Here is a 26373-nt window from a genome sequence, read left to right on the forward strand (position 1 = left end):
AAGCGGGGGCACAGGGACTCACTGCGGGCAGAGAGGGCGAGACATGGCGGCAGAAGCGGAGCCGGAAGAAAGCGCGGCGACGGGCCCCAAGGGTGCCGGACGCCGTCGGCCCGCCGCCGGGCACCCGGCCGGCCCGGGGCCGGAGACGGAGGCCGCGACTCGCGGGTCCGACGCCGACCCTGCGGCCCAGCCCTCGCCGGAGCCGGCGGCGGAGGTTCAGCGCGAGGCAAAGCCCCGGCGCAGGGCTGCCGGGCCTCAGGCCGGAGCGGAGGGCCGCCGCGCATCCGAGCCCGGACCCGAGCCCCGGCGGGCACCGGCGGCCGGAGGCGAGGCCGGCGGCGGCACCCGGGCCGAGGCCGAGGCCGAGGACGAGGGCGAGACGGAGCACGAGGCCAAGGGGGTCGTCAGCGCTCCTGGACCGGATGGGGTCCCTGTCCGGACCACACGCCGCTTCCCGTCCGTCACCCGCGACACCGCCCGCCCCGAGGGCGGCGGCCGGGCCGCGCCCGGCGACGCGCCCGCTCCGGCGCGGCAGTGGCCGATGCTCACCGTGCTCGGTGCGACGGCCGCCGGGCTGATCGTCACCGCCGTCGGCTACGCCCGTATCGGCTGCCTGATCATCGGCCTCGCGCTGATCACCGGCGCCGTCCTGCGCCGCGTACTGCCCTCGGTGGGCATGCTCGCGGTCCGCTCCCGCTTCACCGACATGGTCACGTACGGACTCCTCGGCGTGGCCATCACGCTGCTGGCCCTGGTGGCGCAGCCCAAGCCCTGGCTTGAGCTTCCGTTCCTGGAGGACGCGGTGCACTTCACCGTGCGGTAGCCCATGTGTCGTTCGCGGAGGCCGCCGGCAATCTCACGCCGTCCGAGTACCTTGACTACGAGACCAACCGACGAGTCCGAGGCCACAGCATCGCCGGCATCGCCGACCCCGCCGAAGCGTGAGAGGGACGTTCCGCTCAATCTTCGCCTGGCCCCGGGGACTGGCCCACCGCGGCAAGCTGGACGGCACCCCCGAAGTCACCAGGTTCGCGGAGACTTTGGAACAGGTCTGCATCGAGACCGTCGAGGGCGGCCAGATGACGAAGGACCTCGCGCTGCTCATTTCGAAGGACGGCCCGTGGCTGACCACGGAGCAGTTCCTGGGCGCGCCGGAGGCCAACCTGCGGAAGAAGATGGCGGCTTGGGCCTGATCCGCCGCTGAACGCGCACCCGTGCGCCCACGTACCACGTGTACCCGCGCAACCGTCGCCCGTCCGACTCCTCCGGGAGCTGGCGGGCGGCTTCGTCCCCCCGGAGTGGGACACTGTTCGCGGTTACGGGACATCCGGCGCGCAAGGGGGCGCATCGCTGTCCCGAATGCCCCCGTGCGCCCCGGCTCCAGGAACTGACATCCTGGCCACGCGCATCCATCTGGGTAGCCGGCCAGGGGCCGCAGGGGGCACAGCAGGGCGCATATCGGGCACGTACGGGGGGACAAGGGGGAAGCAATGCCTCGTTGGAGGGCGCTACCGGAGGAACTCGACCCACAGGTCAGGGAGTTCGCCAGTCAACTGCGCAGGCTCGTCGACCGAAGCGGGCTGAGCATCGCCGCGGTGGCGGACCGGACCGGCTACAGCAAGACTTCCTGGGAGCGGTATCTGGGCGGCCGGTTGCTCGCACCCAAGGGCGCGGTTGTCGCACTGGCCGAGGTGACCGGCACCAATCCGACCCACCTGACCACCATGTGGGAACTCGCGGAGCGTGCCTGGAGCCGGTCCGAGATGCGGCACGACATGACCATGGAGGCGATCCGGATCTCCCAGGCGCGCGCCGCGCTCGGCGAGTTCGGGGCGGCGGGCGCGGGCGCCAGGAACGGCCGGGGGGGCGCGGGCGGCCGGACCGCCCCGCCCAGGTCCGGCGCCGGCGCCCCCGTGGGGGCCGCCGGCGGTGGCGCGGGGCACGGTCCCGTGGCGGCGCAGGGCCACGGCGTTCAGGACCGCCCCGTACGCCGCCGGGAACCGGCGCCAGGCAAGCCGAAGCGGAAGTCGACCATGTTCCTCGCGGGCCTGGTCGGCGCGCTGCTGGTGATCGCCGCCGCCGTGCTGCTGACCGATCTCGGCGGCAAGGGCGAGGACGACAAGGTCGCGGAGAAGCCGGCGGCCACCCCCACCACCATCGCCCCCACGCTTCCCGCGGGGGTGAAGTGCACGGGTGACGACTGCACCGGCAAGGACCCGGAGGCCATGGGCTGCGGCGGCACGCTGGCCACGACCACGGCCAAGGCCACGGTGGGTACCGCCCTCGTCGAGGTGCGCTACAGCAAGACGTGCGGCGCGGCATGGGCCCGCATCACCCAGGCCACGCCGGGCGACACGGTGCAGATAACGTCCGGCGGCTCGGGCGCGCAGAACGGCACGGTGAACGCCGACAAGGACGCGTACACGCCCATGACGGCGGTGGCCGAGGGCACCGATGCCAAGGCGTGCGCGACCCTCACGACCGGCGTCAAGGGGTGTACGGCGGAGTAGGGAACCCGGGTGGGGCGCAGTACGGCGTTCCACCCGGGGGTGGGGGTGCGCGGTACCCCGGGTCGGATAGCCTGGCCGCTGGATGTCTCTTCACGTCAAGATTCGTCGGGAGAGTCCAGCACCAGGGGCAGGGAGCCCCACCGCCAGCTGTCTTACGGAGATCGCCATGACCCGCACTCCCGTGAATGTCACCGTCACCGGCGCGGCCGGCCAGATCGGCTACGCGCTGCTCTTCCGCATCGCCTCCGGCCACCTGCTCGGCGCGGATGTGCCGGTCCGGCTCCGTCTGCTCGAGATCCCGCAGGGTCTCAAGGCCGCCGAGGGCACCGCCATGGAGCTCGACGACTGCGCCTTCCCGCTGCTGCAGGGCATCGACATCACCGACGACCCGAACGTCGCCTTCGACGGCGCGAACGTGGCCCTCCTGGTGGGCGCCCGCCCGCGTACGAAGGGCATGGAGCGCGGCGACCTGCTCTCCGCCAACGGCGGCATCTTCAAGCCGCAGGGCAAGGCCATCAACGACCACGCCGCGGACGACATCAAGGTCCTGGTCGTCGGCAACCCGGCCAACACCAACGCGCTCATCGCGCAGGCCGCGGCCCCGGACGTACCGGCCGAGCGCTTCACCGCGATGACCCGCCTGGACCACAACCGCGCGCTGTCGCAGCTGTCGAAGAAGACGGGCGTCCCGGTCACCGAGATCAAGAAGCTCACGATCTGGGGCAACCACTCCGCCACCCAGTACCCGGACGTCTTCCACGCCGAGATCGCCGGCAAGAACGCCGCCGAGGTCGTGAACGACGAGGCCTGGCTCGCCGACACCTTCATCCCGACCGTCGCCAAGCGCGGTGCGGCGATCATCGAGGCCCGTGGCGCGTCCTCGGCCGCCTCGGCCGCCAACGCCGCCCTCGACCACGTCTTCACCTGGGTCAACGGCACGGCCGCCGGCGACTGGACCTCGATGGGTATCCCGTCGGACGGCTCGTACGGCGTGCCCGAGGGCATCATCTCCTCCTTCCCGGTCACCACGAAGGACGGCAAGTACGAGATCGTGCAGGGCCTGGAGATCAACGACTTCTCCCGTGCCCGGATCGACGCCTCCGTCAAGGAGCTCGAGGAGGAGCGCGACGCGGTCCGCGAGCTCGGCCTGATCTGAGTACACCTCTTCACCACAGAGCGCCCCGGCAGCGACTGCTGCCGGGGCGCTTTGCGTTGTCCCGGGAGTGACACAGGCCACTTTCGGCAACTGATTGCGCATGCATCTCCGACTTCCGGGGAGGGGTTCCGTTCTCCGGTCGCGACCGGAGGCGCACATTACGGAAACGGAAGGCATTCAGAACTTGTCGGCACAAAAGACCATTCATGTGGGCGGGGTGTGGCGTGACGCCGTCTCCGGCGCCACGCGGGAGATCCTCGACCCTGCCAACGGCAGGCCGTTCGCGGTCGTGGCCGAAGGTGCGGCCGACGACGTGAACGCCGCTGTTTCCGCCGCGCGCGAGGCCTTCGACGCGGGGGAGTGGCCCCGTACGCCGGTCGCGGAACGGGCGGCTCTGCTGAGGCGGGTCGCGGAACTGCTCCAGCGCGACCGCGAGCAGATCGGGCTCCTGGAGAGCCGGGACGCCGGCAAGACCCTGGAAGAAGGCCGTGTCGACGTCGACTGCGTGACCGATGCCTTCCGCTACTTCGCCGACCTTGTGATGAACGAGAGCGGCGGACGGGTCGTGGACGCCGGTTCGGAGAATATCCACAGCGTGGTGGTGCACGAGCCGGTCGGGGTCTGTGCGCTCATAACTCCCTGGAATTATCCGCTTCTCCAGGCGAGTTGGAAGATTGCCCCGGCGCTGGCCGCGGGCAATACTTTTGTGCTCAAGCCGAGTGAGATCACCCCGCTGACGACGATCGCGCTGATCGGACTGCTCGCCGAGGCCGGACTGCCGGCCGGCGTCGCCAACCTGGTCACCGGCGCGGGAGACCCGGTGGGCGCGCGGATGGCCGAGCACCCGGACGTCGACCTCGTCTCCTTCACCGGCGGACTCGCCAGCGGCACCAAGGTGATGCAGGCCGCAGCCGTCACGGTGAAGAAGGTCGCCCTGGAGCTGGGCGGGAAGAACCCGAACGTCGTGTTCGCGGATGCCTGCGCGACCGAAGAGGGCTTCGACACCGCCGTCGACCAGGCGCTGAACGCCGCCTTCATCCACAGCGGCCAGGTCTGTTCCGCCGGCTCGCGGCTCATCATCGAGGAGTCCGTGCGGGAACGTTTCGTTGCCGAGCTGGCCCGCCGGGCGGGCCGCATCCGGCTCGGCCGCGGCACCGAGAAGGACGTCGAGTGCGGGCCCCTCGTCTCCGCGCAGCAACTCGCGAGGACCGAGGAGTACGTCGCCTCCGCGCTGGCCGAGGGCGCGGTCCTGCGGGCCGGCGGGGTCCGGCCCGAGCCCTGTGAAGTGCGCCCGGAGGGCGGCTACTTCTACGCGCCCACCGTGCTGGACCTGTGCCACGGCGACATGCGCGTCGTACGGGAGGAGGTCTTCGGGCCGGTCCTGACCGTGGAGACCTTCCACACCGAGGACCAGGCGGTAGCCCTCGCCAACGACACCGAGTACGGGCTGGCCGGCGCGGTATGGACGGCCGACGCCGGGCGGGCGCGGCGCGTCGCCGGGCGGCTCCGGCACGGCACCGTGTGGATCAACGACTTCCACCCGTATCTCCCCCAGGCCGAATGGGGCGGATTCGGGAAGTCCGGCATCGGGCGCGAGCTGGGGCCGAGCGGGCTCGGTGAGTACCGCGAGGCCAAGCACATCTACCAGAACCTCGACCCGCGCCCGGTGCGCTGGTTCGCGGGCTGACCTCCCGTACCCATGCAGCAGAGAAAGCGATCAGAGGGGCAGTTCATCATGGCCGATTTCGACTATGTCGTCGTCGGGGGCGGTACCGCGGGGTCGGTCATCGCATCCCGGCTCACGGAGGACCCCGGCATCCGGGTCGCCGTCATCGAGGGCGGCCCCTCCGACGTCGACCGCCCCGAGGTCCTGACGCTGCGGCGCTGGATGGGGCTGCTCGGCGGCGACCTGGACTACGACTACCCCACCACCGAGCAGCCACGGGGCAATTCACACATCCGGCACAGCCGGGCCCGCGTTCTCGGGGGCTGTTCCTCGCACAACACGCTGATCGCGTTCCGGCCGCTGCCGTCCGACTGGGACGAGTGGGCCGCAGCAGGGGCCGAGGGCTGGGACGCGGCGGCCATGGATCCGTACTTCGACCGGCTGCGGAACAACATCGTCCCGGTCGACGAGAAGGACCGGAACGCCATCGCCCGCGACTTCGTCGACGCCGCCCAGGCGGCGCTGGGCGTACCGCGCGTCGAGGGCTTCAACCGCAAGCCCTTCCACGAGGGCGCCGGCTTCTTCGACCTCGCCTACCACCCCGAGGACAACAAGCGCTCCAGCGCCTCGGTCGCCTACCTGCACCCCTTCCTGGACCGGCCCAACCTGCACATCGCGCTGGAGACCTGGGCGTACCGGCTGGAGTTCGACGGCACCCGGGCGACCGGGGTGCGTGTCCGCACGAACGACGGCGAGGAGCTGCTCGTCGAGGCGGACCGCGAAGTCATCGTGTGCGCCGGGGCGGTGGACACCCCGCGGCTGCTGCTGCACTCCGGCATCGGCCCGAAGGCGGATCTGGAGGCGCTCGGCATACCCGTCGTACGCGATCTGCCGGGTGTGGGGGAGAACCTCCTCGACCACCCCGAGTCGGTCATCGTCTGGGAGACGGGCGGGCCGATCCCCGAGAACTCCGCGATGGACAGCGATGCCGGACTGTTCGTGCGGCGGGACCCGCACGGCGCCGGGCCCGACCTGATGTTCCACTTCTACCAGATCCCCTTCACCGACAACCCGGAGCGGCTGGGATACGAACGGCCCGCGCACGGGGTGTCGATGACCCCCAACATCCCCAAGCCGCGCAGCCGCGGCCGGCTGTACCTGACCAGCGCGGACCCCGCCGTGAAGCCCGCGCTGGACTTCCGCTACTTCACCGACCCCGACGACTACGACGGCCGTACCCTCGTCGACGGCATCCGCATCGCCCGCGAGATCGCCGCGACCGAGCCGCTCGCCGCCTGGCTGACCCGTGAGGTCTGCCCCGGGCCCGAAGTGACCTCCGACGAGGCCCTGAGCGAGTACGCGCGCAAGGTCGCGCATACCGTCTACCACCCGGCGGGCACCTGCCGAATGGGTGCCCCAGCTGATGAACTTGCCGTAGTGTCCCCGGACTTGCGGGTCCGAGGCCTCGACGGAATCCGTATCGCCGACGCGTCCGTCTTCCCGACGATGCCCGCGGTGAACCCGATGATCGGCGTTCTGATGGTCGGGGAGAAGTGCGCGGAACTGCTGTCCGCAGGCCGCCCGAGCGATGGAGGTGACCTGCGATGACCAACACGGCCGACACGACCACGCCCGTCTTCGCCGTCCGCGATCTGTGGAAGGTCTTCGGGCCCAAGGCGGACCGCGTTCCCGGCAACCCGGAGTACGCGGACCTCTCCGCCGACGAACTGCGCGGCCGCACCCGGTGCACCGCCGCCGTCCGCGACGTCTCCTTCGACGTGCGCAAGGGCGAGGTCTTCGTCGTCATGGGCCTGTCCGGCTCGGGCAAGTCGACCCTCGTCCGCACCCTGACCCGCCTCATCGAACCCACCGCAGGATCGATCGCCATCGACGGCGAGGACGTCCTGTCGATGGACCGGTCGCGCCTGCGCGAGCTGCGCAGACACCGCGCCGCGATGGTCTTCCAGCACTTCGGGCTGCTGCCGCACCGGTCCGTTCTCGACAACGTCGCGTACGGCCTGGAGATTCAGGGTGTCGGGAAGGCGGAGCGCCGGGCGCGGGCCGCCGACGTGGTCGCGAAGGTGGGGCTCGCGGGGCTGGAACACCGCCGGCCCGGACAGCTCTCGGGCGGCCAGCAGCAGCGTGTCGGGCTGGCCCGCGCGCTCGCCGTCGACCCGGAGGTGCTGCTCTTCGACGAGCCGTTCAGCGCGCTCGACCCGTTGATCCGGCGGGACATGCAGGAGGAGGTCATCCGGCTGCACCGTGAGGAAGGCCGCACCATGGTCTTCATCACCCACGACCTGAGCGAGGCGCTGCGCCTCGGCGACCGGATCGCGCTGATGCGGGACGGGCGGATCGTGCAGCTCGGCACACCAGAGGAGATCGTGGGCGCGCCGGCCGACGCCTACGTCAGGGACTTCGTCCGCGACGTACCGCGCGAGCAGGTGCTCACCGCCCGCACGGCGATGCGTCCCCCGGCCGCGGGCGAAGCCGACACGGGACCGGCGATCGCCCCGGACGTGACCTGCGTCGAGGCGATCGAGGCGGTGGCCCGTACGGGCGGACCGGTCCGGGTCGTCGACAACGGCCGCTGCGTCGGCGTCGTCGACCACGAGGGCCTGCTCGCCGTGGTCGCGGGCCTGCCCACGAACAAGGCGGTCGCGGCGTGACCGTCACCGCCCCGGCCTCCGTCGCCGCGGAGAAGGCGCCGCTGCCCCCCGCACCGGGCGCGCCGCGGGCACTGCTGCACAGCCGTGTCGGGCGCAAGCTGCTCGCTCTGGTCGTGGCCGCGGTCGTGCTCGTGCCGCTCGGGGCCGGCCTGTGGGGCGGCGGAACCTGGCCCGACGCGCTCAGCGTCGATGTGTCCGGACCGCTCGACGACGTCAACCGGTGGGTCGTCGACAACCGCGAGACACATCCGCTGTTCCTGTACTTCCTGCTCCACCTGTCCAACACCGCCACCGACGCCGTCGATGCCGTCCACCAGCTGCTCGACGCGCTCGGCTGGGCCGGCGTCACCGTCGCCGCCGTGCTGGCCGGGTGGAAGGCCGGCGGCCTGCGCGTCGCGGGCACGGCGCTCGGCGCGTTCGCCCTGTGCGGCCTGCTCGGGATGTGGGACCCGACCCTCATCACCATCGCCCTCATGGCGGTCGCGGTAGCCGTGTCCGCACTGCTCGGAGTGGCCCTCGGTCTGGCGGCAGGGCTGTCCGACCGGTTCGACCGGGCGTTGCGGCCGGTCCTGGACACCATGCAGGTGCTGCCGGCGTTCGCGTACCTCCTGCCGTTCGTGCTGGTCTTCGGCACCGGCACGCCCGCCGCGCTCTTCTGCACGGTCATCTACGCCGCCCCGCCGATGGCCAGGCTCACCGCGCTCGGGCTGCGGGGGGCCGACCCCGCCGTGCTGGAGGCTTCGGCCTCGCTCGGGGCGAGCGGAGTGCAGCGCTTGTGGACGGCCCGGCTGCCGCTGGCCCGCAAGGAGATGCTGCTGGGCCTCAACCAGACGATCATGATGGCGCTCTCGATGGTGGTCATCGCCGCCCTCGTCGGTGCCGGCGGCCTCGGCGAAGAGGTCTACGAAGCGCTCTCGACCGTCGACGTCGGCGGCGCGCTCGCGGCGGGCATCCCGATCGTGCTCATCGCCGTGTGGCTGGACCGGACCACCGCCGCCGCGGGCGACCGGATCGGTGCCGGCGCCCCCGGCGGGGGAGCGAAGTGGCTGCACGGGTGGCGCGCCTGGAGCCTGGTCGCCGTCGCGACCGGCGCCGCGACCGCCCTCCGCTCGGGCGCCTGGCCGCAGGCGTGGACGTACGTGATCTCCACTCCCGTCAACACGGCCCAGGAGTGGATCACCGAGAACCTCGCCTCCGGCGTGCCCGTGCTCGGTGGCACCGAGGTGTGGTCGGACGGCTTCACCGCCTGGCTGCTCAACCCCCTGCGGGACGGCCTGGAATGGCTGCCGTGGTGGTCGCTGCTGCTGCTGGTGGCCGCCTTCGCGTGGCTCGTGGGCACCTGGCGTACCGCGCTCACCGCGACGCTCGCCATGGCCGCGGTCGGAGTGCTCGGCGTGTGGACGGTCTCCCTGGACACGCTCTCCCAGGTGATCGCGGCCGTCGTGCTGACCCTCCTCGCCGGTGTCGCGATCGGAGTGATCGCCGCGCGCGCCGGCTGGGTCGAGCGGTGGCTGCGGCCGGTCCTGGACGTGCTGCAGACCATGCCGCAGTTCGTGTACCTGATCCCGGTCGTCGCGCTCTTCGGCGTCACCAGGGTCTCCGCGATCATCGCGGCGGTCGTTTACGCGCTGCCAGCCGTGGTCCGGATCACCACCCAGGGCGTCAAGGAGGTCGACCCGGCCGCGCTGGAGGCCGCCCGTTCCATGGGCGCCGGAACGCGGCAGCAACTCCTCCAGGTGCAGCTCCCGCTGGCGCGCCCCGCGCTGCTGCTCGCCGTCAACCAGGGCGTAGTGCTCGTCCTCGCGATGGTCATCATCGGCGGTCTCGTCGGCGGTGGCGCCCTCGGCTACGACGTCGTCAAGGGCCTCTCCAAGGGCGAACTGGGCCTCGGCCTGACCGCCGGAGCGGCGATCGTCTGCCTCGGCCTGGTGCTGGACCGGATCACGCAGCCCGCCGCCCGTACCCGTAAGGACAACCACTCATGAAAAGAGACCAGTTCCCCATGCGCAGAAGCCACCTCCTCACCGCCGGCGTCTCAGTCCTCGGCATCCTCCTCCTCAGCGCGTGCGGCGCCGCCGAGACCGGCAAGAAGGACGACGTCGGCGGAGACAAGACGGTCAGGCTGACCGTCCCTTCGTGGGTCGGCGCGGAGGCCAACACGGCCGTGGCGAAACACATCCTGGAGAAGGAACTCGGCTACCAGGTCAAGACCCAGCAGATGGGCGAGGTGCTGGCCTGGGACGCGCTCGCCAAGGGCGACATCGACGCGATCCTGGAGGACTGGGGCCACCCCAAGCAGGAGAAGAGCTACGTCGAGGACAAGAAGACGGTCGTCAAGGGCGGCGACCTCGGCGTCACCGGCCACATCGGCTGGTTCGTTCCGAAGTACTGGGCCGACGAGAACCCCGATGTCACCGACTGGAAGAACCTCAACAAGTACGCCAAGGACCTGCAGACGGGGGAGAGCGGCGGCAAGGGACAGCTGCTGGAGGGCTCGCCGGACTACGTCACCCACGACGACGCGATCATCAGCAACCTGAAGCTGAACCTGAAGACGAAGTACGCGGGCTCCGAGGCCGCCCAGATCACCGAGATCAAGAAGAACGCCCAGGCCAAGAAGCCTTTCCTGACCTACTGGTGGACTCCGCAGTGGCTCAACGCGCAGGTCGAGATGGTGGAGGTGAAGCTGCCCGAGTACAAGGAGGGCTGTGACGCCGACCCGAAGAAGGTCGCCTGCGCCTACCCGAACACGCCGCTGCAGAAGTTCTTCAACGCGGACTTCGCGAAGGACGGGGGCGAGGCGGCGCAGTTCCTGAAGAACTTCAAGTGGACCACCGAGCAGCAGAACGAGGTGGCGCTGATGATCGCCGGCGAGAAGCTGTCGCCGGAGGCCGCGGCCGAGAAGTGGGTCAAGGCCAACGAGTCCACCTGGAAGGCGTGGCTGCCGAAGAAGTAGCCGGCAGTCGGGACACGGGCGGGGAGCGTGCCGGTGCGGCCGCTCCCCCTCGTACGTGTCAGGCTCAGTCCCTCGGAGGCAGCAGCTCCTGCGCGATCCGCTGTACGGCGGCCATCGCGCGCCGCTGGAGTGCGGGGAACCCGGCCTCGGCGAACACCCGCGCGGAGGCCGCGTCCCAGGGGCCGGGCAGGACGAGCGGATCGGAGGCCCGGCGGCCGTGGTGCAGCGCGCGGAGCGTCGCGGCCGGCCCTCCTGCGTCGTGCGTCGTCATGTCGTGCGTGGTCATACGGAACGCCCTGCTCAGTGCTTGTAGGCACCGGGGGTGTAGTGGCCCGGGACCATGCGGGTGGTCACGGCGAAGCGGTTCCAGGAGTTGATGACAGTGATGGCCGCGATCAGCCGGGCCAGTTCGGCCTCTTCGAAGTGCTTGGCGGCCCTCTCGTACACCTCGTCCGGAACGAAGCCCTCCGTGAGGACGGTGACCGCCTCGGTGAGTTCGATCGCCGCGATCTCCTTCGCGGTGTAGAAGTGCCGTGACTCCTCCCACGCGCTTAGCTGGACCACCCGCTCGACCGTCTCGCCGGCCGCGAACGCGTCCTTGGTGTGCATGTCGAGGCAGAAAGCGCAGTGGTTGAGTTGCGAGGCGCGGATCCTCACCAGTTCGAGGAGCACCGGATCGAGGCCCTTCCCGGCGGCAGCATCGAGGCTGATCATGGCCTTGTAGACCTCTGGGGCGAGCTTCGCCCACGGGAGGCGGGGTGTGTGCTCGGGCGCGTACACGGTGTTCTCGTCGGTCGTCATGGAGATCACCCTACGGACCAATTCACACACCGGTATGGTCCAATTCCATGACGGAATCCTGGGCCACCTTCGGCGCGGACCTGCATCTTGAACTCTCCGGTTCCGGGTTGCGTGCGGGGCTCATGGACGCGCTGCGCGAGGCCGTCCGTACCGGGCGGCTGGCGCCCGGTACGCGGCTGCCGTCGTCCCGCTCGCTCGCGGCGGACCTGGGCATTGCCCGCAACACCGTCGCCGACGCGTACGCCGAACTGGTCGCCGAGGGCTGGCTGACCGCGCGGCAGGGTTCGGGCACCCGGGTGGCCGCGCGCTCCGTACCGCGCCGGACGGCCGCAGCCCGGTCCGGCCCCCGCCGTGCGGCGGTGCTCCGGCCCGCTTACAGTCTGATGCCCGGCTCACCCGACCTGGCCGCCTTTCCGCGTACGGCCTGGCTGGCGGCGGCCCGCCGGGCACTGACCGCCGCGCCCAACGACGCCTTCGGATACGGCGATCCCCGTGGCCGCATCGAGCTGCGTGAGGTGCTGGCCGGGTATCTGGCGCGGGCCCGTGGCGTCTACGCGGAGCCGGAACGCATCGTCACCTGCTCGGGGTTCGTGCACGGGCTGATGCTGATCGCCAAGGTTCTGCGGCAGCGGCGGGTGCGGGACGTCGCCGTGGAGTCGTACGGCCTGGACATCCACTGGAACCTGCTCACCGACGCGGGGCTGCGCATCCCGGCGCTGCCCTTCGACGCCACCGGCACCCGCACCGGGGAGCTGGGCGCCCTGCGGCACGCGGGCGCGGTGCTGATGACACCGGCGCACCAGTACCCGGTCGGCGTACCGCTGCCGCCGGACCGGCGCGCCGCCGCCGTGGACTGGGCGCGCTCCACGGGCGGGCTGATCCTGGAGGACGACTACGACGGCGAATTCCGCTACGACCGCCAGCCCGTCGGCGCTCTCCAGGGACTCGACCCGGACCGCGTGGTCTACCTCGGCACGGCCAGCAAGTCACTCGCGCCCGGCCTGCGGCTCGCCTGGATGGTGCTGCCCGCGCACCTGGCCGACGAGGTGGCCGAGGCGAAGGGGGAGACAGACTGGGTGTGCGGTGCGCTGGACCAGCTGACCCTGGCGGAGTTCATGGCGTCCGGCGCGTACGACCGTCATGTCCGCAGCATGCGGTTGCGCTACCGGCGGCGCCGCGACCAGCTCGTCGCGGCTCTTGCCGAACGTGCACCCGGACTGCAGGTCACCGGGATCGCCGCCGGTCTGCACGCCGTGGTCGAACTGCCGCCCGGCACCGAGCGGTCGGTGATCCAGGCCGCGGCCTGGCAGGGCCTCGCACTCGTCGGCCTGTCCCGCTTCCGCCACCAGGCATCGACAGTGCCGGCGCGCGACGCGCTGGTCGTCGGGTACGCGACACCGCCGGACAGCGCCTGGACGGGCACCCTGGACGCACTGTGCCGGGCGTTGCCCTAGGGACTTCTTCCGCTCCGGCCCGTGGCTCCGGCCCCGTGGCTCCTGCTCGTGACTCCGGCCCGTAGCCGTGCCCCCTGCCTCCGGCCTGTAGCCGGTCTCACGCCTGGGGTCTCTCCGAAGCGCGCCAGGGTCAGGGCGCCCGCGAGCCGCGCTGGAGGGCCGAGGTGAGCAGGAGGAAGGCCGCGCCGCCGCCCACCAGGAGGGCGCCGGATTGGCGAGCAGGGTGGTGGGGGAGACGGTGTCGATCAGCCGCACCGAGACCTCGACCACGCCGAAGCCGGTGCCCGCGCCCAGGCCGAGAGCCAGCGCCCGGGGGCGGTCCGGAAGCCGCCCTGCCGCCGCGCCGACCAGCAGGACACCGAAGGCCGCGCCGAGCACCGCCCACCTCAGGGCGGCCGAGCCCACGACACCGACCGCTCCCCATTCGGTGGCGCTGAGCCGCGCATGGAGGAGGCGGGCCGCGACCACGGCGGTGACCGCGAGACTCGTGGCGAGGGCGGCGCCCACCGCGTAGGTGGGGATCGAGCGCAGGGCGATGATCTGCAAGACGAATCCGAGGCCGTCGAGCGTGAGGCCGGCTGGGCAGCGCGGGCCGCGACCGCCTGAAGGACGGAGGCCGTACCGAAGCAGACCGCGGATCCCAGCGCGCAAATCATTCCAAGAAGTACGAAGCGACTGTAGAGGAGGAGGGAATGCGCAGCCGGATTCCGACGGCGCGGGAGAGCCCTCTAGTCTGAGCGGCGGTCGATGGCCATATGCACGTACACAACAGGACTGGGGACGCCGAGGCATGGCTGTGCGGAAGAAGTTCAGGTCGGGCACGGTCGTGCTCGGTGGCATGGGCGTGCTCGCGGCGATGCTGACGTCCTGTGGATCCGAGCCGGACGAGCGCTGCGTTGACCCGGTGACGCAGGAAGAGCTGCCCGACTACGAGTGCGAGGACAGCGACGGCTCGGGCCGGTACTACTACGGCGGCTCGGTGAACAACGGCAAGATATCGGGCGGCAGTTACGACAAGTCGGCGGTCGACCGCGGCGGCTTCGGCAGCTCCGGTTCCGGCGGCGGCTGAGCCCGCTGAGACCACTGCGACGACTGAGACGTACGACTCGATGAAGCGCCACACCATCGAACCCCGGCCCGGCTGGCAGCAGACCGTCGAGGAGCAGGGGCTCATCTACCCCCTCACCCGTCACCCGGACGGTGCACTGCGCCCGTACTGGGACGAGAGCGCCTACTACTCCTTCTCGCTGCCCGAGGTCGAGGCGCTGGAGGACGTGGTCGAGGAGTTGCACGCGATGTGCCTGGCCGCGGCCGAGCACATCGTCGCGCGCGACCGATTCGCCGACCTCGGCATAACCGACGCGAGGCTGGCCCGCCGGATCGCCGAGTCCTGGCGGCGGCGCGCCGAACTGCCGTCCCTCTACGGCCGGTTCGACCTCCGGTACGACGGCCGCGGCCCGGCCAAAATGCTGGAGTACAACGCCGACACCCCCACCTCATTGGTCGAGGCGGCGAGTCCGCAGTGGTTCTGGATGGAGGAAAGGTTCCCCGGCGCCGACCAGTGGAACTCCCTCCACGAGCGGCTCGTGGAGGCGTGGAAGCGGCAGGCGGACCTGTTGCCGCCCGGTCCCGTGCACTTCGTGCACTCGGACGGTGACGAGCTCGGCGAAGACCTGATGACCGTCGCGTACCTGCGCGAGACCGCCCAGCAGGCCGGACTCGCCACCGAGGCCCTCTCGGTCGAACGGATCGGCTGGGACCGGCTGTCCGGCCGCTTCGTCGACGAACGGCTCCGTTTCATCCGCAGCTGCTTCAAGCTCTATCCGTGGGAGTGGCTCACCACCGACCGTTTCGGTTCGTATGTCCTGGACACCCTCGACAACGGCGGCTCCACCGGCACCACCTGCTGGATCGAGCCGGCCTGGAAGATGCTGCTGTCCAACAAGGCGCTGCTCGCCGTGCTGTGGGAGCTCTACCCCGGCCATCCGAATCTGCTGCCCGCGTACCTGGACGGCCCGCGCGAACTCGCCCGCGAACGCGGCTACGTGGCAAAGCCGCTGCTGGGCCGCGAGGGTGCGGGCGTCACCGTCCACGAGCCCGGCGCCGACCCGGTGCTGCGTGGCGAGCCGTGCTGCTACCAGGAGCTGGCCCCGCTGCCCGACTTCGACGGCAACCGCGTGGTGCTCGGTGCGTGGGTCGTCGAGGACGAGGCGGCAGGGCTCGGCATCCGGGAGTCGTCCGGGCTGATCACGGACGAGTACGCGCGGTTCCTCCCGCACGTGATTCTCTAAGCGGACGCCGCCCGGGAAGCGGCCTCCCGAGGAGTCACACCCTTCGGGAGGCCGCCCTCCGTGTCACACCTCCAGCACCGCCCGGAGCTGGTCGAGGCCCCAGTCCAGGTCCTCCTTGCTGATCACCAACGGCGGGGCGATCCGGATCGTGGATCCGTGGGTGTCCTTCACCAGCACTCCCCGGTCCATCAGCTTCTCCGAGATCTCCCGGCCGGTCCCATGGCTCGGCGTGACGTCCACCCCGGCCCATAGCCCACGCCCGCGTACCGCCTCCACCGCGCCGCCGCCCACCAGCAGCCCCAGCTCGCGGTGGAGGTGGTCGCCGAGTTCGGTGGCGCGCTGCTGGTACTCGCCGGTGCGCAGCATCGCCATGACCTCCAGCGCGACGGCGCAGGCGAGAGGGTTGCCGCCGAACGTGGAGCCGTGTTCGCCGGGCCGGAACACACCGAGGACCTCGGCCGAGGACGCGACGGCCGAGACCGGTACTACACCGCCGCCGAGCGCCTTGCCCAGCACGTACATGTCGGGCACGACTCCCTCGTGCTCGCACGCGAACGTTTTCCCGGTGCGGCCGAGACCGGACTGGATCTCGTCAGCGATGAACAGGACGTTCCGCTCGCGGGTCAACGCCCGTACCCGCTCGAGGTATCCGGCGGGCGGCACCAGCACGCCGGCCTCGCCCTGGATCGGCTCCAGCAGCACGGCCACCGTGTTCTCGGTCATCGCCGCCTCGAGCGCGGTCAGGTCACCGTAGGGAACGATCTCGAAGCCCGGCGTGTACGGACCGTAGTCCGCCCGGGCCTCGTGATCCGTGGAGAAGCTGACGATGGTCGTCGTGCGGCCGTGGAAGTTGTTCCCGGCCACGATGATCTTCGCCCGGCCGTCCATCACGCCCTTGACCCTGTACCCCCACTTCCGGGCGGTCTTCACGGCGGTCTCCACCGCCTCCGCGCCCGTGTTCATCGGCAGCACCATCTCCATGCCGCACAACTCGGCGAGCTGTGTGCAGAAGTCCGCGAACCTGTCGTGGTAGAAGGCCCGCGAGGTGAGCGTGACCCGCTCCAGCTGCGCCTTGGCCGCGTCGATGAGACGCCGGTTGCCGTGGCCGAAATTGAGTGCCGAGTAGCCGGCGAGCATGTCGAGGTAACGCCGTCCCTCGACATCGGTCATCCAGGCACCGTCCGCGGAAGCGACGACGACGGGCAGCGGGTGGTAGTTGTGCGCGCTGTGAGCCTCGGCGGAGGCGATGGCAGACGCCGTAGTCGACACGGGTTCTCCGATCGTCGGGACAGACCATCCGGTGTGGGGTGGGATTCGCGCCCCTTTCTATCGTCGCTCTTCGGACCTGGAAAGAAACCTTCGGTGTACGACGAGCCCGGTAAAATGAACACTGCGCACGGCGACTGGCGCGCGGGGAAACGACCCCGAGGAAGCCGTGTGCGGCCACCATCACGAGGTGCCGCCCGCCTGGGCACCCCGGGACCACGACCGGAAACCCGATCGTCCCGGAGGACGCCATGACTCTGCCCCTGCCCCACCCCGCCCTCTCCGCCACGGACCCGGACATCGCCGCTCTCGTCGGCGCCGAGGAACTACTTCAGGCCGAGACTCTGCGGCTCATCCCCAGTGAGAACTACGTCTCCCAGGCCGTGCTGGAGGCCGCCGGCACGGTCCTGCAGAACAAGTACAGCGAGGGCTACCCGGGCCGCCGTTACTACGAGGGCCAGCAGAACATCGACCAGGTGGAACTCCTCGCCGTCGCGCGCGCGAAGGCGCTCTTCGGCGTCGAGCACGCCAACGTCCAGCCGTACTCGGGCTCGCCCGCCAACCTCGCCGTCTACCTCGCCTTCGCCGATCCGGGTGACACGGTGATGGGCATGGCCCTCCCGATGGGCGGTCACCTCACCCATGGCTGGGGCGTCTCGGCGACCGGCAAGTGGTTCCGCGGCGTCCAGTACGGCGTCCGCCAGGACACCGGCCTGATCGACTTCGACGAGGTGCGCGAACTGGCCCTCAAGGAACGGCCGAAGCTGATCTTCTGCGGTGGTACAGCCCTCCCTCGCACCATCGACTTCGCCGCTTTCGCGGAGATCGCCCGCGAGGCCGGTGCGGTGCTGGTCGCCGATGTCGCCCATATCGCCGGACTGATCGTGGGCGGCGCCCACCCGTCTCCGGTCCCGCACGCGGACGTCATCTCCACCACCACGCACAAGACCCTGCGCGGTCCGCGCGGCGCGATGCTCATGTGCCGGGAAGAGCATGCCAAGGCCATCGACAAGGCTGTCTTCCCCGGTCTCCAGGGCGGCCCGCACAACCAGACCACGGCCGCCGTGGCGGTGGCTCTCCACGAGGCCGCACAGCCCTCCTTCCGTACCTACGCGCACGCGGTGGTCGCCAATGCCAGGGCACTTGCCGACGCGCTGCTGGCGCGCGGTTTCGACCTGGTGTCGGGCGGCACCGACAACCATCTGATCCTGATGGACCTCACTCCCAAGGACGTCCCGGGCAAGGTCGCGGCCAAGGCCCTCGACCGGGCAGGAATCGTCGTCAACTACAACACCGTCCCCTATGACCCCAGGAAGCCGTTCGACCCGTCAGGCATCCGTATCGGCACCCCCTCGCTCACCTCGCGCGGGCTCGGCGTGGAGCACATGCCGGCGGTCGCCAACTGGATCGACCGGGGCGTCATCGCCGCCCGCGCCGGCGACGAGGACGCCCTGGCCACGATCCGTGCCGAGGTCGCCGCCCTGATGGCCGACTTCCCGGCGCCGGGTCTGTCCACCGACTGACAGGCTGCTCACGCGTCCAGCAGCTGCTGCCGCGGTCCCGGCGGGGGAGTCTCCGGCCGGGCCGCCCAGCGGCGGAACAGAACGGAACCGCCCCCGCCGACGGCAAGTCCTAGCACGAGCCCCGGTATCAGCCACCACCACTCGGCGGACTCGTCCCGGGACGTCACCACCGCTGCCTCGGCCGCGGTCTCCTCCGATTTCTCCGTGTGTGTCGTCGGCCCCCGGCCCTCGGCGAAGTCGGGTGGGTAGAACATGCCGCCCGGCTCCGAATCAGTGAGCTCGCCCAGCACACCGATGCTCCGCAGCAGTCCGCGCAGCTTGTCCGGAGACTCGGCCTTGTGCCAGAACCCCTCGTCCAGCCGGGGCGCGGTCGTACTCGTGTTGATCCAGACCGGCCCGGTCTTCGGCACGAAGACCCGGTCGACCCGCCACACCGAAACGTCGTGGATCAGCCAGGTCATGTTCAGCTGACGCGCCGGCCCGCCTTTCGTCAACGCGGCCTCGGCCTCGTCCGGTTGGGTGCTCGGCCCGCTCTCACCCACCTGCCCGAGAAGCTTCTCCAACTGCCCGTAGCCAGCGGCGCTGTGGTACAGCGCCGTGGCCTCGCCGCTGTTGGGCGAGACGACGATGACGCTGGTGGGTCCGCCGGCCACCGCCCCGGGCGCGAGCACGAGGCCTAGGGCGAGAGCCGCCGCCGGGGTGGCGGCAAGCCGCCGTAGCAATCGCATGGGTCCCCCAGACGACCTCCGGCACGGACCGTCCGTACCGGGTCACTTCTGGTACACCGCTCGGCCGCGTCAGGTTCCCGGTCGGCCGAAAGAATCCGCGATGTCGAGGGCGCGTGTCTTGTCCGGCACGCCCTCCAGCCTCAGCGTCAGCGTCTCGCTGTGCTGCCACAGCAGCGACGGCCCGACGGGGCGCATCGACTGGCTGTACGGACGGCCCGTCCGGTCCAGCAGGGTGAACGCGAGGAGGTGGGGCTCCGGGTACCAGAGCCCCACCCCGCCGCCGGCCGGCGAGACCCACTCGGGCCGGTAGGGCGCCATCTTCGCGAACGCCGGGTCGATGGCCGCGGGGAACTGGTCGACGCGGATGGTTCCGCCGGACGTCGTCCGCCAGCACAGCGACAGCACCTTCCTGTCCTGCGACACCGACGCCCCGTCCGGCGCCCCCAGGAGGCCCGGCAGCATCGGCTCGAAGCCCGCCCGCCGCGCGGCCTCCCGCACCGGGAGTCCATCGCAGCCGGGAACCGCGGGGTCGTCCGTGCCCGGAGTGGCCGACGGGTCGTACCGGACCTCGACCCCGCCGAAATCGAACCAGTCGGCCACCGCCGCTCGTACCGGGGGAGTGAGGGCCAGCACGGCCAGCACCCCGCAGAGCCCGGCCGTCAGTGAGCGCCACCGTCGCCGGGCCCACGCCCACGCCCACGCCCGCCTCCGGCGCCGTGGTGGCTTCGCGCCCGCCTCCGGCTCCGGCAGCGGCACAGGGACGGACTCGGCGATGATCTGCGCGAGGACCCGCTCGGCCATCGACTCGCCGCCCACGTCGGGCACGTCCAGCCGGCGCCCGAGCGCCCGCAACTCCGCAGGCAGCCCGCCGCCCCCCGCCGCCCCACCAGGCCCCGGCTCCGGTCCAGCCCCCCGCTCCCGCTCCGGCTCCCGCTCCCGCTCCCGCTCACTCACGCTCGTCACCTCCCACCCGTGCGGCCTGCGGCAGGATCCGCTCCAGCTTCCGCAGCGCCCGGTTCAGCCGGGACTTCACCGTGCCCCGCGGCCAGCCCAGTGCCTCGGCCGTCTCCGCCTCGTCCATCTCCAGCAGATACCGGCAGGTGACGACCTGCCGCTGCTCCGCGCCCAGCTCGTCAAGGGCGGCCAGGAGCAGCACCCGTCGCTCCTCCTCCAGCGCCGCGACCGCCGGGTCCGACGACTCCGGTATCAGCGGCTCGGCCTCGGACATCGCCGCCTCCCGCCCGACCGCCGTCCGCAGCCGCACCGCCGACCGCACTGTGTTCCTCGTCTCATTCACGACGATCCGTAGCAACCAGGGGCGAAACGCCCCGCCCTCCCTGAAGCGCCCCAGTGACTGGTACGCCTTGAAGAAGGCCGTCTGCACCACGTCCTCCGCGTCCGCACCGGCTCCGAACGCCACGGCCGCCCGGAGCGCCATGCCCGTATAGGCACGCACCAGTTCCGCGTACGCCTCGGCCTCGCCCGAGCGCACGCGCGCGATCACCGCGGCGTCATCCGTACCGATGAGGCCCCCCTCCCGCGTCCCCTCCCGCGTCCTCACACCTTTCATACACCGGAGGCCGGAGATCGGTTCCGCACCTGAGAGAATGAGTTCATGGCCTCTGATCGTCCTCGCGCGCTCTCCGGTATCCAGCCCACCGCAGGTTCGTTCCACCTCGGGAACTACCTCGGTGCGATCCGCCAGTACGTGGCGCTGCAAGAGACCCACGACGCGTTCTACATGGTCGTGGACCTGCATGCGATCACCGTTCCGCAGGAGCCGGCGGAGCTTCGTGCCAACACCCGGCTCGCCGTGGCCCAGCTGCTCGCTGCCGGCCTGAACCCCGAGCGGTGCACCCTCTTCATCCAGAGTCACGTCCCCGAGCACACCCAGCTCGGCTGGATCATGAACTGCCTCACCGGGTTCGGCGAGGCCTCCCGCATGACCCAGTTCAAGGACAAGTCCGCCAGGCAGGGTGCCGACCGCGCCACCGTCGGCCTCTTCACGTATCCGATCCTGCAGGTCGCGGACATCCTGCTGTACCAGGCCGACTCCGTCCCGGTCGGTGAGGACCAGCGCCAGCACATCGAGCTGACCCGCGACCTCGCGGACCGTTTCAACAGCCGCTACGGCGACACCTTCCGCATCCCGGCGCCGCACATCGTCAGGGAGGTCGCGAAGATCTACGACCTCCAGGACCCGTCGATCAAGATGAGTAAGTCGGCATCGACCCCCAAGGGCCTGATCAACCTGCTCGACGAGCCCAAGGTGACCGCGAAGAAGGTCAAAAGCGCGGTTACGGACACGGGCACCGAGATCCGTTTCGACGCCGAGCAGAAGCCGGGCGTCAGCAATCTCCTCACCATCTACTCAACGCTCACCGATACCGGAATCGCGGATCTGGAACAGAAGTACGCCGGCAAGGGCTACGGTGCGCTGAAGACCGACCTCGCCGAGGTGATGGTCGAGTTCGTCACACCGTTCAGGACCCGCACGCAGGAGTACCTGGACGATCCTGAGACGCTGGACTCGATCCTGGCCAAGGGAGCGGAGAAGGCCCGCGCGGTCGCCGCGGAGACCCTTGCCCAGGCCTACGACAGGATGGGCTTCCTCCCCGCGAAGCACTGATCGGGAACGGGCAACGCGAGCCGGAAGCGAGACCTGAATCACGCCCCGAAACGTACCGAATCACGCACCGACCGAGGACCCTGGCCAGTGTGGCGGTGCAACCGCCACACTGACGGCACTGCACCGCACACCACACCACTGAGGAGAAGCAAGTGGGGACCGTAACGCTCGGCGTTTCGATCGCGGTCCCGGAGCCGTACGGCAGCCTGCTCCAGGAGCTGCGCGCGGGCTTCGGGGACCCTGCCGCGCACGGCATCCCCACCCATGTCACCCTCCTCCCGCCGACCCAGGTGGACGAATCCGCGCTCCCGGAGATCCGTACGCACCTCGCGCAGGTCGCGGCCGTCGGCCGCGCCTTCACGATGCGGCTCTCCGGGACCGGCACCTTCCGCCCGCTGTCGCCGGTGGTCTACGTCCAGGTCGTGGAGGGCGCCTCGTCCTGCGACTGGCTGCAGAAGCAGATCCGTGCCGCGGGCGGCCCGCTTCCGCGGGAGCTGCAGTTCCCGTACCACCCGCATGTGACCGTCGCGCACGGCATCGCCGAGGAGGCGATGGACCGGGCGTACGCGGAGCTGGCCGACTACGAGGCGTCCTGGACGTCGAACGGTTTCGCGCTGTACGAGCAGGGCACGGACGGGATCTGGCGCAAGCTGCGCGACTACCCTTTCGGCACCGGCCCGTCCGGAGTGCCGGCGCAGTGCCCCCACATGGACGAGCGGACCCTCCAGCCGTAGCCGGTGTCCGGCAGCCGTAACAGGCGCGCCGGCGCACAGGCCCCTCTCCCGGGCCCGTTCACGAGGAGCCCTCTCCTGGGCCGCCCACGAAGGCCCGTCTCCCGGGCCCCACGCCGGCTACCACCCGGCTCACACCGGCAGCTTCCGGAACAACGGTCGCGGCATATGCCGCAGCGCCGACATCACCAGCCGCATCGCTCCCGGCACCCACACCGTCTCCGAGCGCCGCCGGAGCCCCTGCTCGATCGCCTCCGCCACCGCCTCCGGCGTCGTGGCGAGCGGCGCCTCCACCATCCCCGCGGTCATCCTCGACCGGACGAACCCGGGCCGTACGACCATCACCTGCACCCCCGTGCCGTGCAGAGCGTCCCCCAGCCCTTGCGCGAAGGCGTCCAGGCCCGCCTTGCTCGATCCGTAGATGAAGTTCGCGCGCCGGGCCCGCTGGCCGGCCACCGACGAGAGCACCACCAGCGAGCCGTGCCCCTGGCGGCGCAGCGCCGAGGCGCACACCAGGCCCGCCGACACCGCGCCGGTGTAGTTGGTCTGCGCGACCGCGATCGCCGAGAGGGGCTCGTTCTCGTCCCGCACCTGATCGCCGAGGATGCCGAAGGCAAGCAGCACCATGTCGATGTCGCCTTCGGCGAACACCTTGCCCAGTAGGGGCTCGTGACCGGCGGGGTCCAGCGCGTCGAACGCGACCGTACGGACGTCCGCGCCCAGGTCGCGCAGCTCTTCCGCGGCCGCTTCGAGGCCTGCGGACGGACGGCCCGCCAGCCAGACGGTCCGGGTGCGGCGGGCCACCAGCCGACGTGCGGTGGCGAGCCCGATCTCGGACGTGCCGCCGAGGACGAGCAGGGACTGCGGGGTGCCGAAGGCGTCCTTCATGGTGAACTCCCCTGGAGAGCGAGACGGAGGTCGAGTAGGAGTCGAGTCGGAGGGCGGAGGTCGAGTCGGAGCGGCGGAGGCCGAGCGGGAGATCGAGACGGTGTCGGTACACGCCCTAGAGATCGAGCCGGCGGGCCAGATCGGACATGAAGACCCCCTCCGGGTCCAGCTCGGCCCGCAGAGCGCGGAATTCGTCCACGCGCGGGTACATCGCGGCGAGCAGGTCGGGCCGTAGCCGGGAGTCCTTCGCGAGGTACACCCGGCCGCCGGCGGCCGCCACCTCCTCGTCCAGCTCGTCGAGAAAGGGGCCGAGAGCGGGCAGGTTCGCCGGAATGTCCAGGGCCAGGGTCCAGCCGGGCACCGGGAAGGAGAGCCAGCCCGGGTCGCCCGTGCCGAAGCGCTTGAGCACGGCCAGGAACGAGGGGCAGCGCCGGCCGGAGATCCGCCGCACGACGCGGTGCAGGGCGTCCTCGTGTCCGTACCCGATGACGAACTGGTACTGCACGAAGCCGCCGCGCCCGTAGATCCGGTTCCAGTGCGGGACGCCGTCCAGGGGGTGGAAGAAGGACGGGATCGCCTTGAGTTCGCCCGCACGCGACTTCGGCGCCCGCCGGTACCAGAACTCGTTGAACAGGCCCACCGACGTGCGCCCCAGCAGCCCCCCGGGAAAGAGGGCGGGCGCCGGCGGAAGCCGCCCGGGCCGGAAGGCGAGGGGCGCGCGGCGGGCGCGCTTCGCCAGACCGGCAAGTGCGTCCCGCGGAGCGTGCTCTCCGCGTGTGATCACCGAGCGGCCCATGGACGTACCGCGGGCCAGCAGATCGATCCATGCCACCGAGTAGCGGTAGCGGTTGTCGCTGTCGGCCAGACGGGCCATCAAGTCGTCCAGGCCGGAAGCGCGTTCGGTGTCCACCGACATCAGGGACGTCTCGACCGGGTGGAACTGGACCGTGGCCCCCAGAATGACGCCCGTCAGGCCCATCCCGCCCGCGGTTGCGTCGAACAGTTCGGTGCCGCGCGGCACGGCCAGTACGTCGCCGTCGGCAGTGAGCAGGTCCAGCGAAAGGACGTGCCGGGCGAAGGAGCCGGACACGTGGTGGTTCTTGCCGTGGATGTCGGCGCCGATCGCGCCGCCGACGGTGACGTACCGGGTCCCCGGCGTCACCGGCACGAACCAGCCCAGCGGCAGCAGGACTTCCATCAGCCGGTGCAGGCTCACTCCGGCGTCGCAGGAGACGACGCCCGCCTCGGCGTCGATCGTGCGGATCCGGTCCATCCCCGTCATGTCGAGCACGCATCCGCCGGCGTTCTGCGCCGCGTCACCATAGGCCCGGCCCAGTCCGCGGGCGATGCCGCCCCGGGCGCCGCAGGTGAGTACCGCGGTCACCGCCTCTTCATAGCTGCGGGGGCGGACCAGCCGGGCGGCGGCGGTCGGGGCGGTGCGGCCCCAGCCTGTGAGGGAGGCGCAGGAAGTGGTGTCGGCGGGCATGAGGGCGACCGTATCGCTCAAACTCGGCGATTTATAACACATCACAGCAGAAGGGATGATTGAGTACATGATGCGTGAATCGCCATAACAGACGGAGCAGGCCCGGGCGGAGAAACGGAACACGGGTGGCGGATGCGAGACCTGGACCAGCGGCTGCTGTCGGCGATGCGCGACTGCGGCACGAACCCCCGCGTCGCGGCAGCGGCCCGCGCGCTCTCCTGGAGCGGTGAACACGGCGCGCTGTGGCTCGCCGGCGGCCTCGTGGCGGCCGCCGCCGACCGTGACCGGCGCGGATCGTGGCTGCGCGGCACGGCGCTGGTCGGCGCCGCGCATCTGACCAGCATGGCGGTCAAGCGGGTGGTACGGCGGCCCCGCCCGCAACTGCCCGCCCTCGAACCCCTCGTACGTACCGCCGGCCGGCACTCCTTCCCCAGTTCACACGCCACCTCGGCCGCCGCCGCAGCGGTCGCGTTCGGCGCGCTGCGCCCGGCGGGGCGGCATCTGGTGCCTCCGCTGGCCGCCGCGGTTTGTGTCTCCCGACTCGTCGTCGGCGTGCACTACCCCTCGGATGTCGCGGCCGGCGCGCTGCTCGGCAGCCTGACCGCGGCGCTCGGCGCCGCCTGGATGCGCGGGCCACAGCCCGGCGGCCGCGAGGAGAGGTTCCCGGATGGCTGAACGTGGCAGCCTGCTGCTCGACGGCCGGACGCGGCGTCCCGAGAGCCTGGGGACGGGGACGGCCTGGGGAGTGCTGAAGACCTCGCGGCCGCGTCAGTGGGTGAAGAACGTCCTTGTCGTCGCCGCGCCCGCCGCGGCCGGCCGGCTCGGCTCCTGGCACACCGCCGGCCAACTGCTCCTCGTCTTCCTGCTCTTCACGGCTGCCGCCTCCGCCGTCTACCTGGTCAACGACGCCCGTGACGCCGAAGCCGACCGGGCCCACCCCGTCAAGCGCCACCGCCCGGTCGCCGCCGGCCACGTCCCCGTGCCGCTCGCCTACGGCGTCGGCGGGCTGCTGGCCGCGAGCGTGCCCGTCACGGCACTCGTTGTCTGCAACGCGATGACGTCCGCGCTGCTCACCGCGTATCTGACCATGCAATTCGCCTACTGCCTCCGGCTCAAACACGTCCTCGTCGTCGATCTGGCCGTCGTGACCAGCGGTTTCCTGATGCGCGCCATGGTCGGCGGCGTGGCGCTCTCCATCCCGCTGTCACGCTGGTTCCTGATCACGGCCGGCTTCGGCGCGCTCTTCATGGTGTCCGCCAAGCGGTACTCGGAGGCCGTGCAGATGGCGGACCGCAAGGGCGCCACCCGCGCGCTGCTCTCCGAGTACACCACCGGGTACCTCCGGTTCGTCTGGCAGCTGGCGGCTGGTGTCGCAGTCCTTGGCTACTGCTTGTGGGCCCTGGAGAGCGGCGGCACCGCCAACGGCAGCCTGCTGCCGTGGCGCCAGCTGTCGATGATCGCGTTCATCCTCGCCGTGCTGCGGTATGCCGTCTTCGCCGACCGGGGCACCGCCGGAGCCCCCGAGGACGTGGTCCTGCGCGACCGGCCGCTGGCCGTCATCGGGCTCGTCTGGATGGCGATGTACGGACTCGCGGTCGCGGACCTGTGACCGGCACCGT

The 26373-nt window shown here is 71.0% G+C and carries 24 protein-coding genes, 2 pseudogenes and 1 riboswitch; of the genes and pseudogenes, 17 read left to right on the top strand and 9 right to left on the bottom strand.

The features are described 5' to 3' along the window. Positions 1–43: 43 nt before the first annotated feature. From AB0M62_RS07795 to AB0M62_RS07835, 9 genes are all read left to right on the top strand, one after another. Positions 44–823: a DUF3017 domain-containing protein gene (locus AB0M62_RS07795; protein ID WP_366073211.1), complete on the top strand. Its 780-nt coding sequence runs from the start codon at positions 44–46 to the stop codon at positions 821–823. Between the two features lie 118 nt (positions 824–941). Beyond that, on the top strand, positions 942–1193 hold the full coding sequence (locus tag AB0M62_RS07800) for a hypothetical protein (protein ID WP_366073212.1): 252 nt from the start codon (positions 942–944) through the stop codon (positions 1191–1193). 297 nt (positions 1194–1490) lie between these two features. Continuing rightward, positions 1491–2510 carry a DUF2690 domain-containing protein gene (locus tag AB0M62_RS07805; protein ID WP_366073213.1) on the top strand — a complete coding sequence of 340 codons (1020 nt, stop codon included), beginning with the start codon at positions 1491–1493 and terminating at the stop codon, positions 2508–2510. A gap of 166 nt (positions 2511–2676) precedes the next feature. Next, positions 2677–3666: a malate dehydrogenase gene (locus AB0M62_RS07810; protein ID WP_366073214.1), complete on the top strand. Its 990-nt coding sequence runs from the start codon at positions 2677–2679 to the stop codon at positions 3664–3666. 184 nt (positions 3667–3850) lie between these two features. After that, a complete protein-coding gene (locus AB0M62_RS07815) occupies positions 3851–5353 on the top strand; it encodes an aldehyde dehydrogenase family protein (RefSeq protein WP_366073215.1) in 1503 nt (500 codons plus the stop codon). A gap of 48 nt (positions 5354–5401) precedes the next feature. Beyond that, positions 5402–6940 carry a GMC oxidoreductase gene (locus AB0M62_RS07820; RefSeq protein WP_366073216.1) on the top strand — a complete coding sequence of 513 codons (1539 nt, stop codon included), beginning with the start codon at positions 5402–5404 and terminating at the stop codon, positions 6938–6940. Continuing rightward, a complete protein-coding gene (locus AB0M62_RS07825; RefSeq protein WP_366073218.1) occupies positions 6937–8001 on the top strand; it encodes a glycine betaine/L-proline ABC transporter ATP-binding protein in 1065 nt (354 codons plus the stop codon). The genes AB0M62_RS07820 and AB0M62_RS07825 overlap by 4 nt, the downstream gene beginning before the upstream one ends. Positions 8002–8072: 71 nt before the next feature. Beyond that, positions 8073–9986 (top strand): ABC transporter permease subunit, encoded by a 1914-nt coding sequence (locus AB0M62_RS07830; protein WP_366073302.1) that lies wholly within the window; start codon positions 8073–8075, stop codon positions 9984–9986. A 17-nt stretch (positions 9987–10003) separates the two neighbouring features. Then, positions 10004–10957, top strand: coding sequence for an ABC transporter substrate-binding protein (locus AB0M62_RS07835; protein ID WP_366073303.1), 954 nt, complete (start codon positions 10004–10006; stop codon positions 10955–10957). Positions 10958–11084: 127 nt separating this feature from the next. On the opposite strand, the pseudogene AB0M62_RS07840 reads toward AB0M62_RS07835, so the two are convergent. Further along, a pseudogene (locus tag AB0M62_RS07840) lies at positions 11085–11228 on the bottom strand (isocitrate lyase/phosphoenolpyruvate mutase family protein); the annotation flags it as partial. A 29-nt stretch (positions 11229–11257) separates the two neighbouring features. After that, positions 11258–11758 carry a carboxymuconolactone decarboxylase family protein gene (locus AB0M62_RS07845; RefSeq protein WP_366073219.1) on the bottom strand — a complete coding sequence of 167 codons (501 nt, stop codon included), beginning with the start codon at positions 11756–11758 and terminating at the stop codon, positions 11258–11260. 47 nt (positions 11759–11805) lie between these two features. Between AB0M62_RS07845 and AB0M62_RS07850 the strand changes: the two genes are divergently transcribed. Next, positions 11806–13212 carry a PLP-dependent aminotransferase family protein gene (locus AB0M62_RS07850; RefSeq protein WP_366073220.1) on the top strand — a complete coding sequence of 469 codons (1407 nt, stop codon included), beginning with the start codon at positions 11806–11808 and terminating at the stop codon, positions 13210–13212. A 142-nt stretch (positions 13213–13354) separates the two neighbouring features. Here AB0M62_RS07850 and AB0M62_RS07855 read toward each other — a convergent pair. Then, positions 13355–13868: pseudogene (locus AB0M62_RS07855) on the bottom strand (hypothetical protein); the annotation flags it as partial. A gap of 134 nt (positions 13869–14002) precedes the next feature. Here AB0M62_RS07855 and AB0M62_RS07860 point away from each other — a divergent pair. Continuing rightward, positions 14003–14281: a hypothetical protein gene (locus AB0M62_RS07860; RefSeq protein ID WP_366073221.1), complete on the top strand. Its 279-nt coding sequence runs from the start codon at positions 14003–14005 to the stop codon at positions 14279–14281. 40 nt (positions 14282–14321) lie between these two features. Then, positions 14322–15503 (top strand): glutathionylspermidine synthase family protein, encoded by a 1182-nt coding sequence (locus AB0M62_RS07865; protein ID WP_366073222.1) that lies wholly within the window; start codon positions 14322–14324, stop codon positions 15501–15503. A 63-nt stretch (positions 15504–15566) separates the two neighbouring features. Here the strand turns inward: AB0M62_RS07865 and rocD are convergent, their stop codons facing one another. Then, positions 15567–16772 carry an ornithine--oxo-acid transaminase gene (gene rocD, locus AB0M62_RS07870; protein WP_366073223.1) on the bottom strand — a complete coding sequence of 402 codons (1206 nt, stop codon included), beginning with the start codon at positions 16770–16772 and terminating at the stop codon, positions 15567–15569. A gap of 120 nt (positions 16773–16892) precedes the next feature. Continuing rightward, positions 16893–16983: riboswitch (ZMP/ZTP riboswitch) on the top strand. Positions 16984–17020: 37 nt separating this feature from the next. On the opposite strand from rocD, the gene glyA reads away from it, so the two are divergent. Beyond that, entirely contained in the window at positions 17021–18292 is a 1272-nt protein-coding gene (gene glyA, locus AB0M62_RS07875) for a serine hydroxymethyltransferase (RefSeq protein ID WP_366073224.1), read from the top strand. Positions 18293–18300: 8 nt separating this feature from the next. Here the strand turns inward: glyA and AB0M62_RS07880 are convergent, their stop codons facing one another. The 3 genes from AB0M62_RS07880 to AB0M62_RS07890 all read right to left on the bottom strand — a co-directional run bounded on the left by AB0M62_RS07880 (position 18301) and on the right by AB0M62_RS07890 (position 20590). After that, on the bottom strand, positions 18301–19020 hold the full coding sequence (locus AB0M62_RS07880; RefSeq protein WP_366073225.1) for a hypothetical protein: 720 nt from the start codon (positions 19018–19020) through the stop codon (positions 18301–18303). 69 nt (positions 19021–19089) lie between these two features. Further along, positions 19090–19974 (bottom strand): hypothetical protein, encoded by an 885-nt coding sequence (locus tag AB0M62_RS07885; RefSeq protein ID WP_366073226.1) that lies wholly within the window; start codon positions 19972–19974, stop codon positions 19090–19092. Further along, positions 19967–20590 carry a sigma-70 family RNA polymerase sigma factor gene (locus tag AB0M62_RS07890; RefSeq protein ID WP_366073227.1) on the bottom strand — a complete coding sequence of 208 codons (624 nt, stop codon included), beginning with the start codon at positions 20588–20590 and terminating at the stop codon, positions 19967–19969. Before AB0M62_RS07890 ends, AB0M62_RS07885 begins: the two co-directional genes overlap by 8 nt. A gap of 45 nt (positions 20591–20635) precedes the next feature. On the opposite strand from AB0M62_RS07890, the gene trpS reads away from it, so the two are divergent. Together trpS and AB0M62_RS07900 are read left to right on the top strand one after the other, a co-directional pair. Continuing rightward, the gene (gene trpS, locus AB0M62_RS07895) at positions 20636–21649 is read left to right on the top strand and encodes a tryptophan--tRNA ligase (protein ID WP_366073228.1); all 1014 of its coding nucleotides are present in this window, start codon (positions 20636–20638) and stop codon (positions 21647–21649) included. Between the two features lie 152 nt (positions 21650–21801). Further along, entirely contained in the window at positions 21802–22383 is a 582-nt protein-coding gene (locus AB0M62_RS07900; RefSeq protein WP_366073229.1) for a 2'-5' RNA ligase family protein, read from the top strand. 129 nt (positions 22384–22512) lie between these two features. Here the strand turns inward: AB0M62_RS07900 and AB0M62_RS07905 are convergent, their stop codons facing one another. Both AB0M62_RS07905 and AB0M62_RS07910 read right to left on the bottom strand, forming a co-directional pair. Next, entirely contained in the window at positions 22513–23268 is a 756-nt protein-coding gene (locus AB0M62_RS07905; protein WP_366073230.1) for a decaprenylphospho-beta-D-erythro-pentofuranosid-2-ulose 2-reductase, read from the bottom strand. A 115-nt stretch (positions 23269–23383) separates the two neighbouring features. After that, positions 23384–24754, bottom strand: coding sequence for an FAD-binding oxidoreductase (locus tag AB0M62_RS07910; RefSeq protein WP_366073231.1), 1371 nt, complete (start codon positions 24752–24754; stop codon positions 23384–23386). A gap of 132 nt (positions 24755–24886) precedes the next feature. On the opposite strand from AB0M62_RS07910, the gene AB0M62_RS07915 reads away from it, so the two are divergent. Further along, the gene (locus AB0M62_RS07915) at positions 24887–25429 is read left to right on the top strand and encodes a phosphatase PAP2 family protein (RefSeq protein ID WP_366073232.1); all 543 of its coding nucleotides are present in this window, start codon (positions 24887–24889) and stop codon (positions 25427–25429) included. Continuing rightward, complete coding sequence (locus AB0M62_RS07920) at positions 25422–26363, top strand: decaprenyl-phosphate phosphoribosyltransferase (RefSeq protein WP_366073233.1); 942 nt, start codon at positions 25422–25424, stop codon at positions 26361–26363. The genes AB0M62_RS07915 and AB0M62_RS07920 overlap by 8 nt, the downstream gene beginning before the upstream one ends. Positions 26364–26373: the final 10 nt, after the last annotated feature.

It is taken from the genome of Streptomyces sp. NPDC051219, assembly GCF_040682335.1.
GTDB lineage: Bacteria > Actinomycetota > Actinomycetes > Streptomycetales > Streptomycetaceae > Streptomyces.

What these genes read in the sequence shown, in the direction of transcription:
- AB0M62_RS07825 (WP_366073218.1), top strand. Translation starts at nt 6,937, where the DNA reads ATGACCAACACGGCCGACACGACCACGCCCGTCTTCGCCGTCCGCGAT.
- AB0M62_RS07850 (WP_366073220.1), top strand. Translation starts at nt 11,806, where the DNA reads ATGACGGAATCCTGGGCCACCTTCGGCGCGGACCTGCATCTTGAACTC.
- AB0M62_RS07905 (WP_366073230.1), bottom strand. Translation starts at nt 23,268, where the DNA reads ATGAAGGACGCCTTCGGCACCCCGCAGTCCCTGCTCGTCCTCGGCGGC.
- AB0M62_RS07845 (WP_366073219.1), bottom strand. Translation starts at nt 11,758, where the DNA reads ATGACGACCGACGAGAACACCGTGTACGCGCCCGAGCACACACCCCGC.
- AB0M62_RS07810 (WP_366073214.1), top strand. Translation starts at nt 2,677, where the DNA reads ATGACCCGCACTCCCGTGAATGTCACCGTCACCGGCGCGGCCGGCCAG.
- AB0M62_RS07805 (WP_366073213.1), top strand. Translation starts at nt 1,491, where the DNA reads ATGCCTCGTTGGAGGGCGCTACCGGAGGAACTCGACCCACAGGTCAGG.
- AB0M62_RS07865 (WP_366073222.1), top strand. Translation starts at nt 14,322, where the DNA reads ATGAAGCGCCACACCATCGAACCCCGGCCCGGCTGGCAGCAGACCGTC.
- AB0M62_RS07920 (WP_366073233.1), top strand. Translation starts at nt 25,422, where the DNA reads ATGGCTGAACGTGGCAGCCTGCTGCTCGACGGCCGGACGCGGCGTCCC.
- AB0M62_RS07910 (WP_366073231.1), bottom strand. Translation starts at nt 24,754, where the DNA reads ATGCCCGCCGACACCACTTCCTGCGCCTCCCTCACAGGCTGGGGCCGC.
- AB0M62_RS07915 (WP_366073232.1), top strand. Translation starts at nt 24,887, where the DNA reads ATGCGAGACCTGGACCAGCGGCTGCTGTCGGCGATGCGCGACTGCGGC.
- AB0M62_RS07835 (WP_366073303.1), top strand. Translation starts at nt 10,004, where the DNA reads ATGCGCAGAAGCCACCTCCTCACCGCCGGCGTCTCAGTCCTCGGCATC.
- AB0M62_RS07880 (WP_366073225.1), bottom strand. Translation starts at nt 19,020, where the DNA reads ATGCGATTGCTACGGCGGCTTGCCGCCACCCCGGCGGCGGCTCTCGCC.
- AB0M62_RS07890 (WP_366073227.1), bottom strand. Translation starts at nt 20,590, where the DNA reads ATGAAAGGTGTGAGGACGCGGGAGGGGACGCGGGAGGGGGGCCTCATC.
- AB0M62_RS07795 (WP_366073211.1), top strand. Translation starts at nt 44, where the DNA reads ATGGCGGCAGAAGCGGAGCCGGAAGAAAGCGCGGCGACGGGCCCCAAG.
- glyA (WP_366073224.1), top strand. Translation starts at nt 17,021, where the DNA reads ATGACTCTGCCCCTGCCCCACCCCGCCCTCTCCGCCACGGACCCGGAC.
- AB0M62_RS07820 (WP_366073216.1), top strand. Translation starts at nt 5,402, where the DNA reads ATGGCCGATTTCGACTATGTCGTCGTCGGGGGCGGTACCGCGGGGTCG.
- AB0M62_RS07860 (WP_366073221.1), top strand. Translation starts at nt 14,003, where the DNA reads ATGGCTGTGCGGAAGAAGTTCAGGTCGGGCACGGTCGTGCTCGGTGGC.
- trpS (WP_366073228.1), top strand. Translation starts at nt 20,636, where the DNA reads ATGGCCTCTGATCGTCCTCGCGCGCTCTCCGGTATCCAGCCCACCGCA.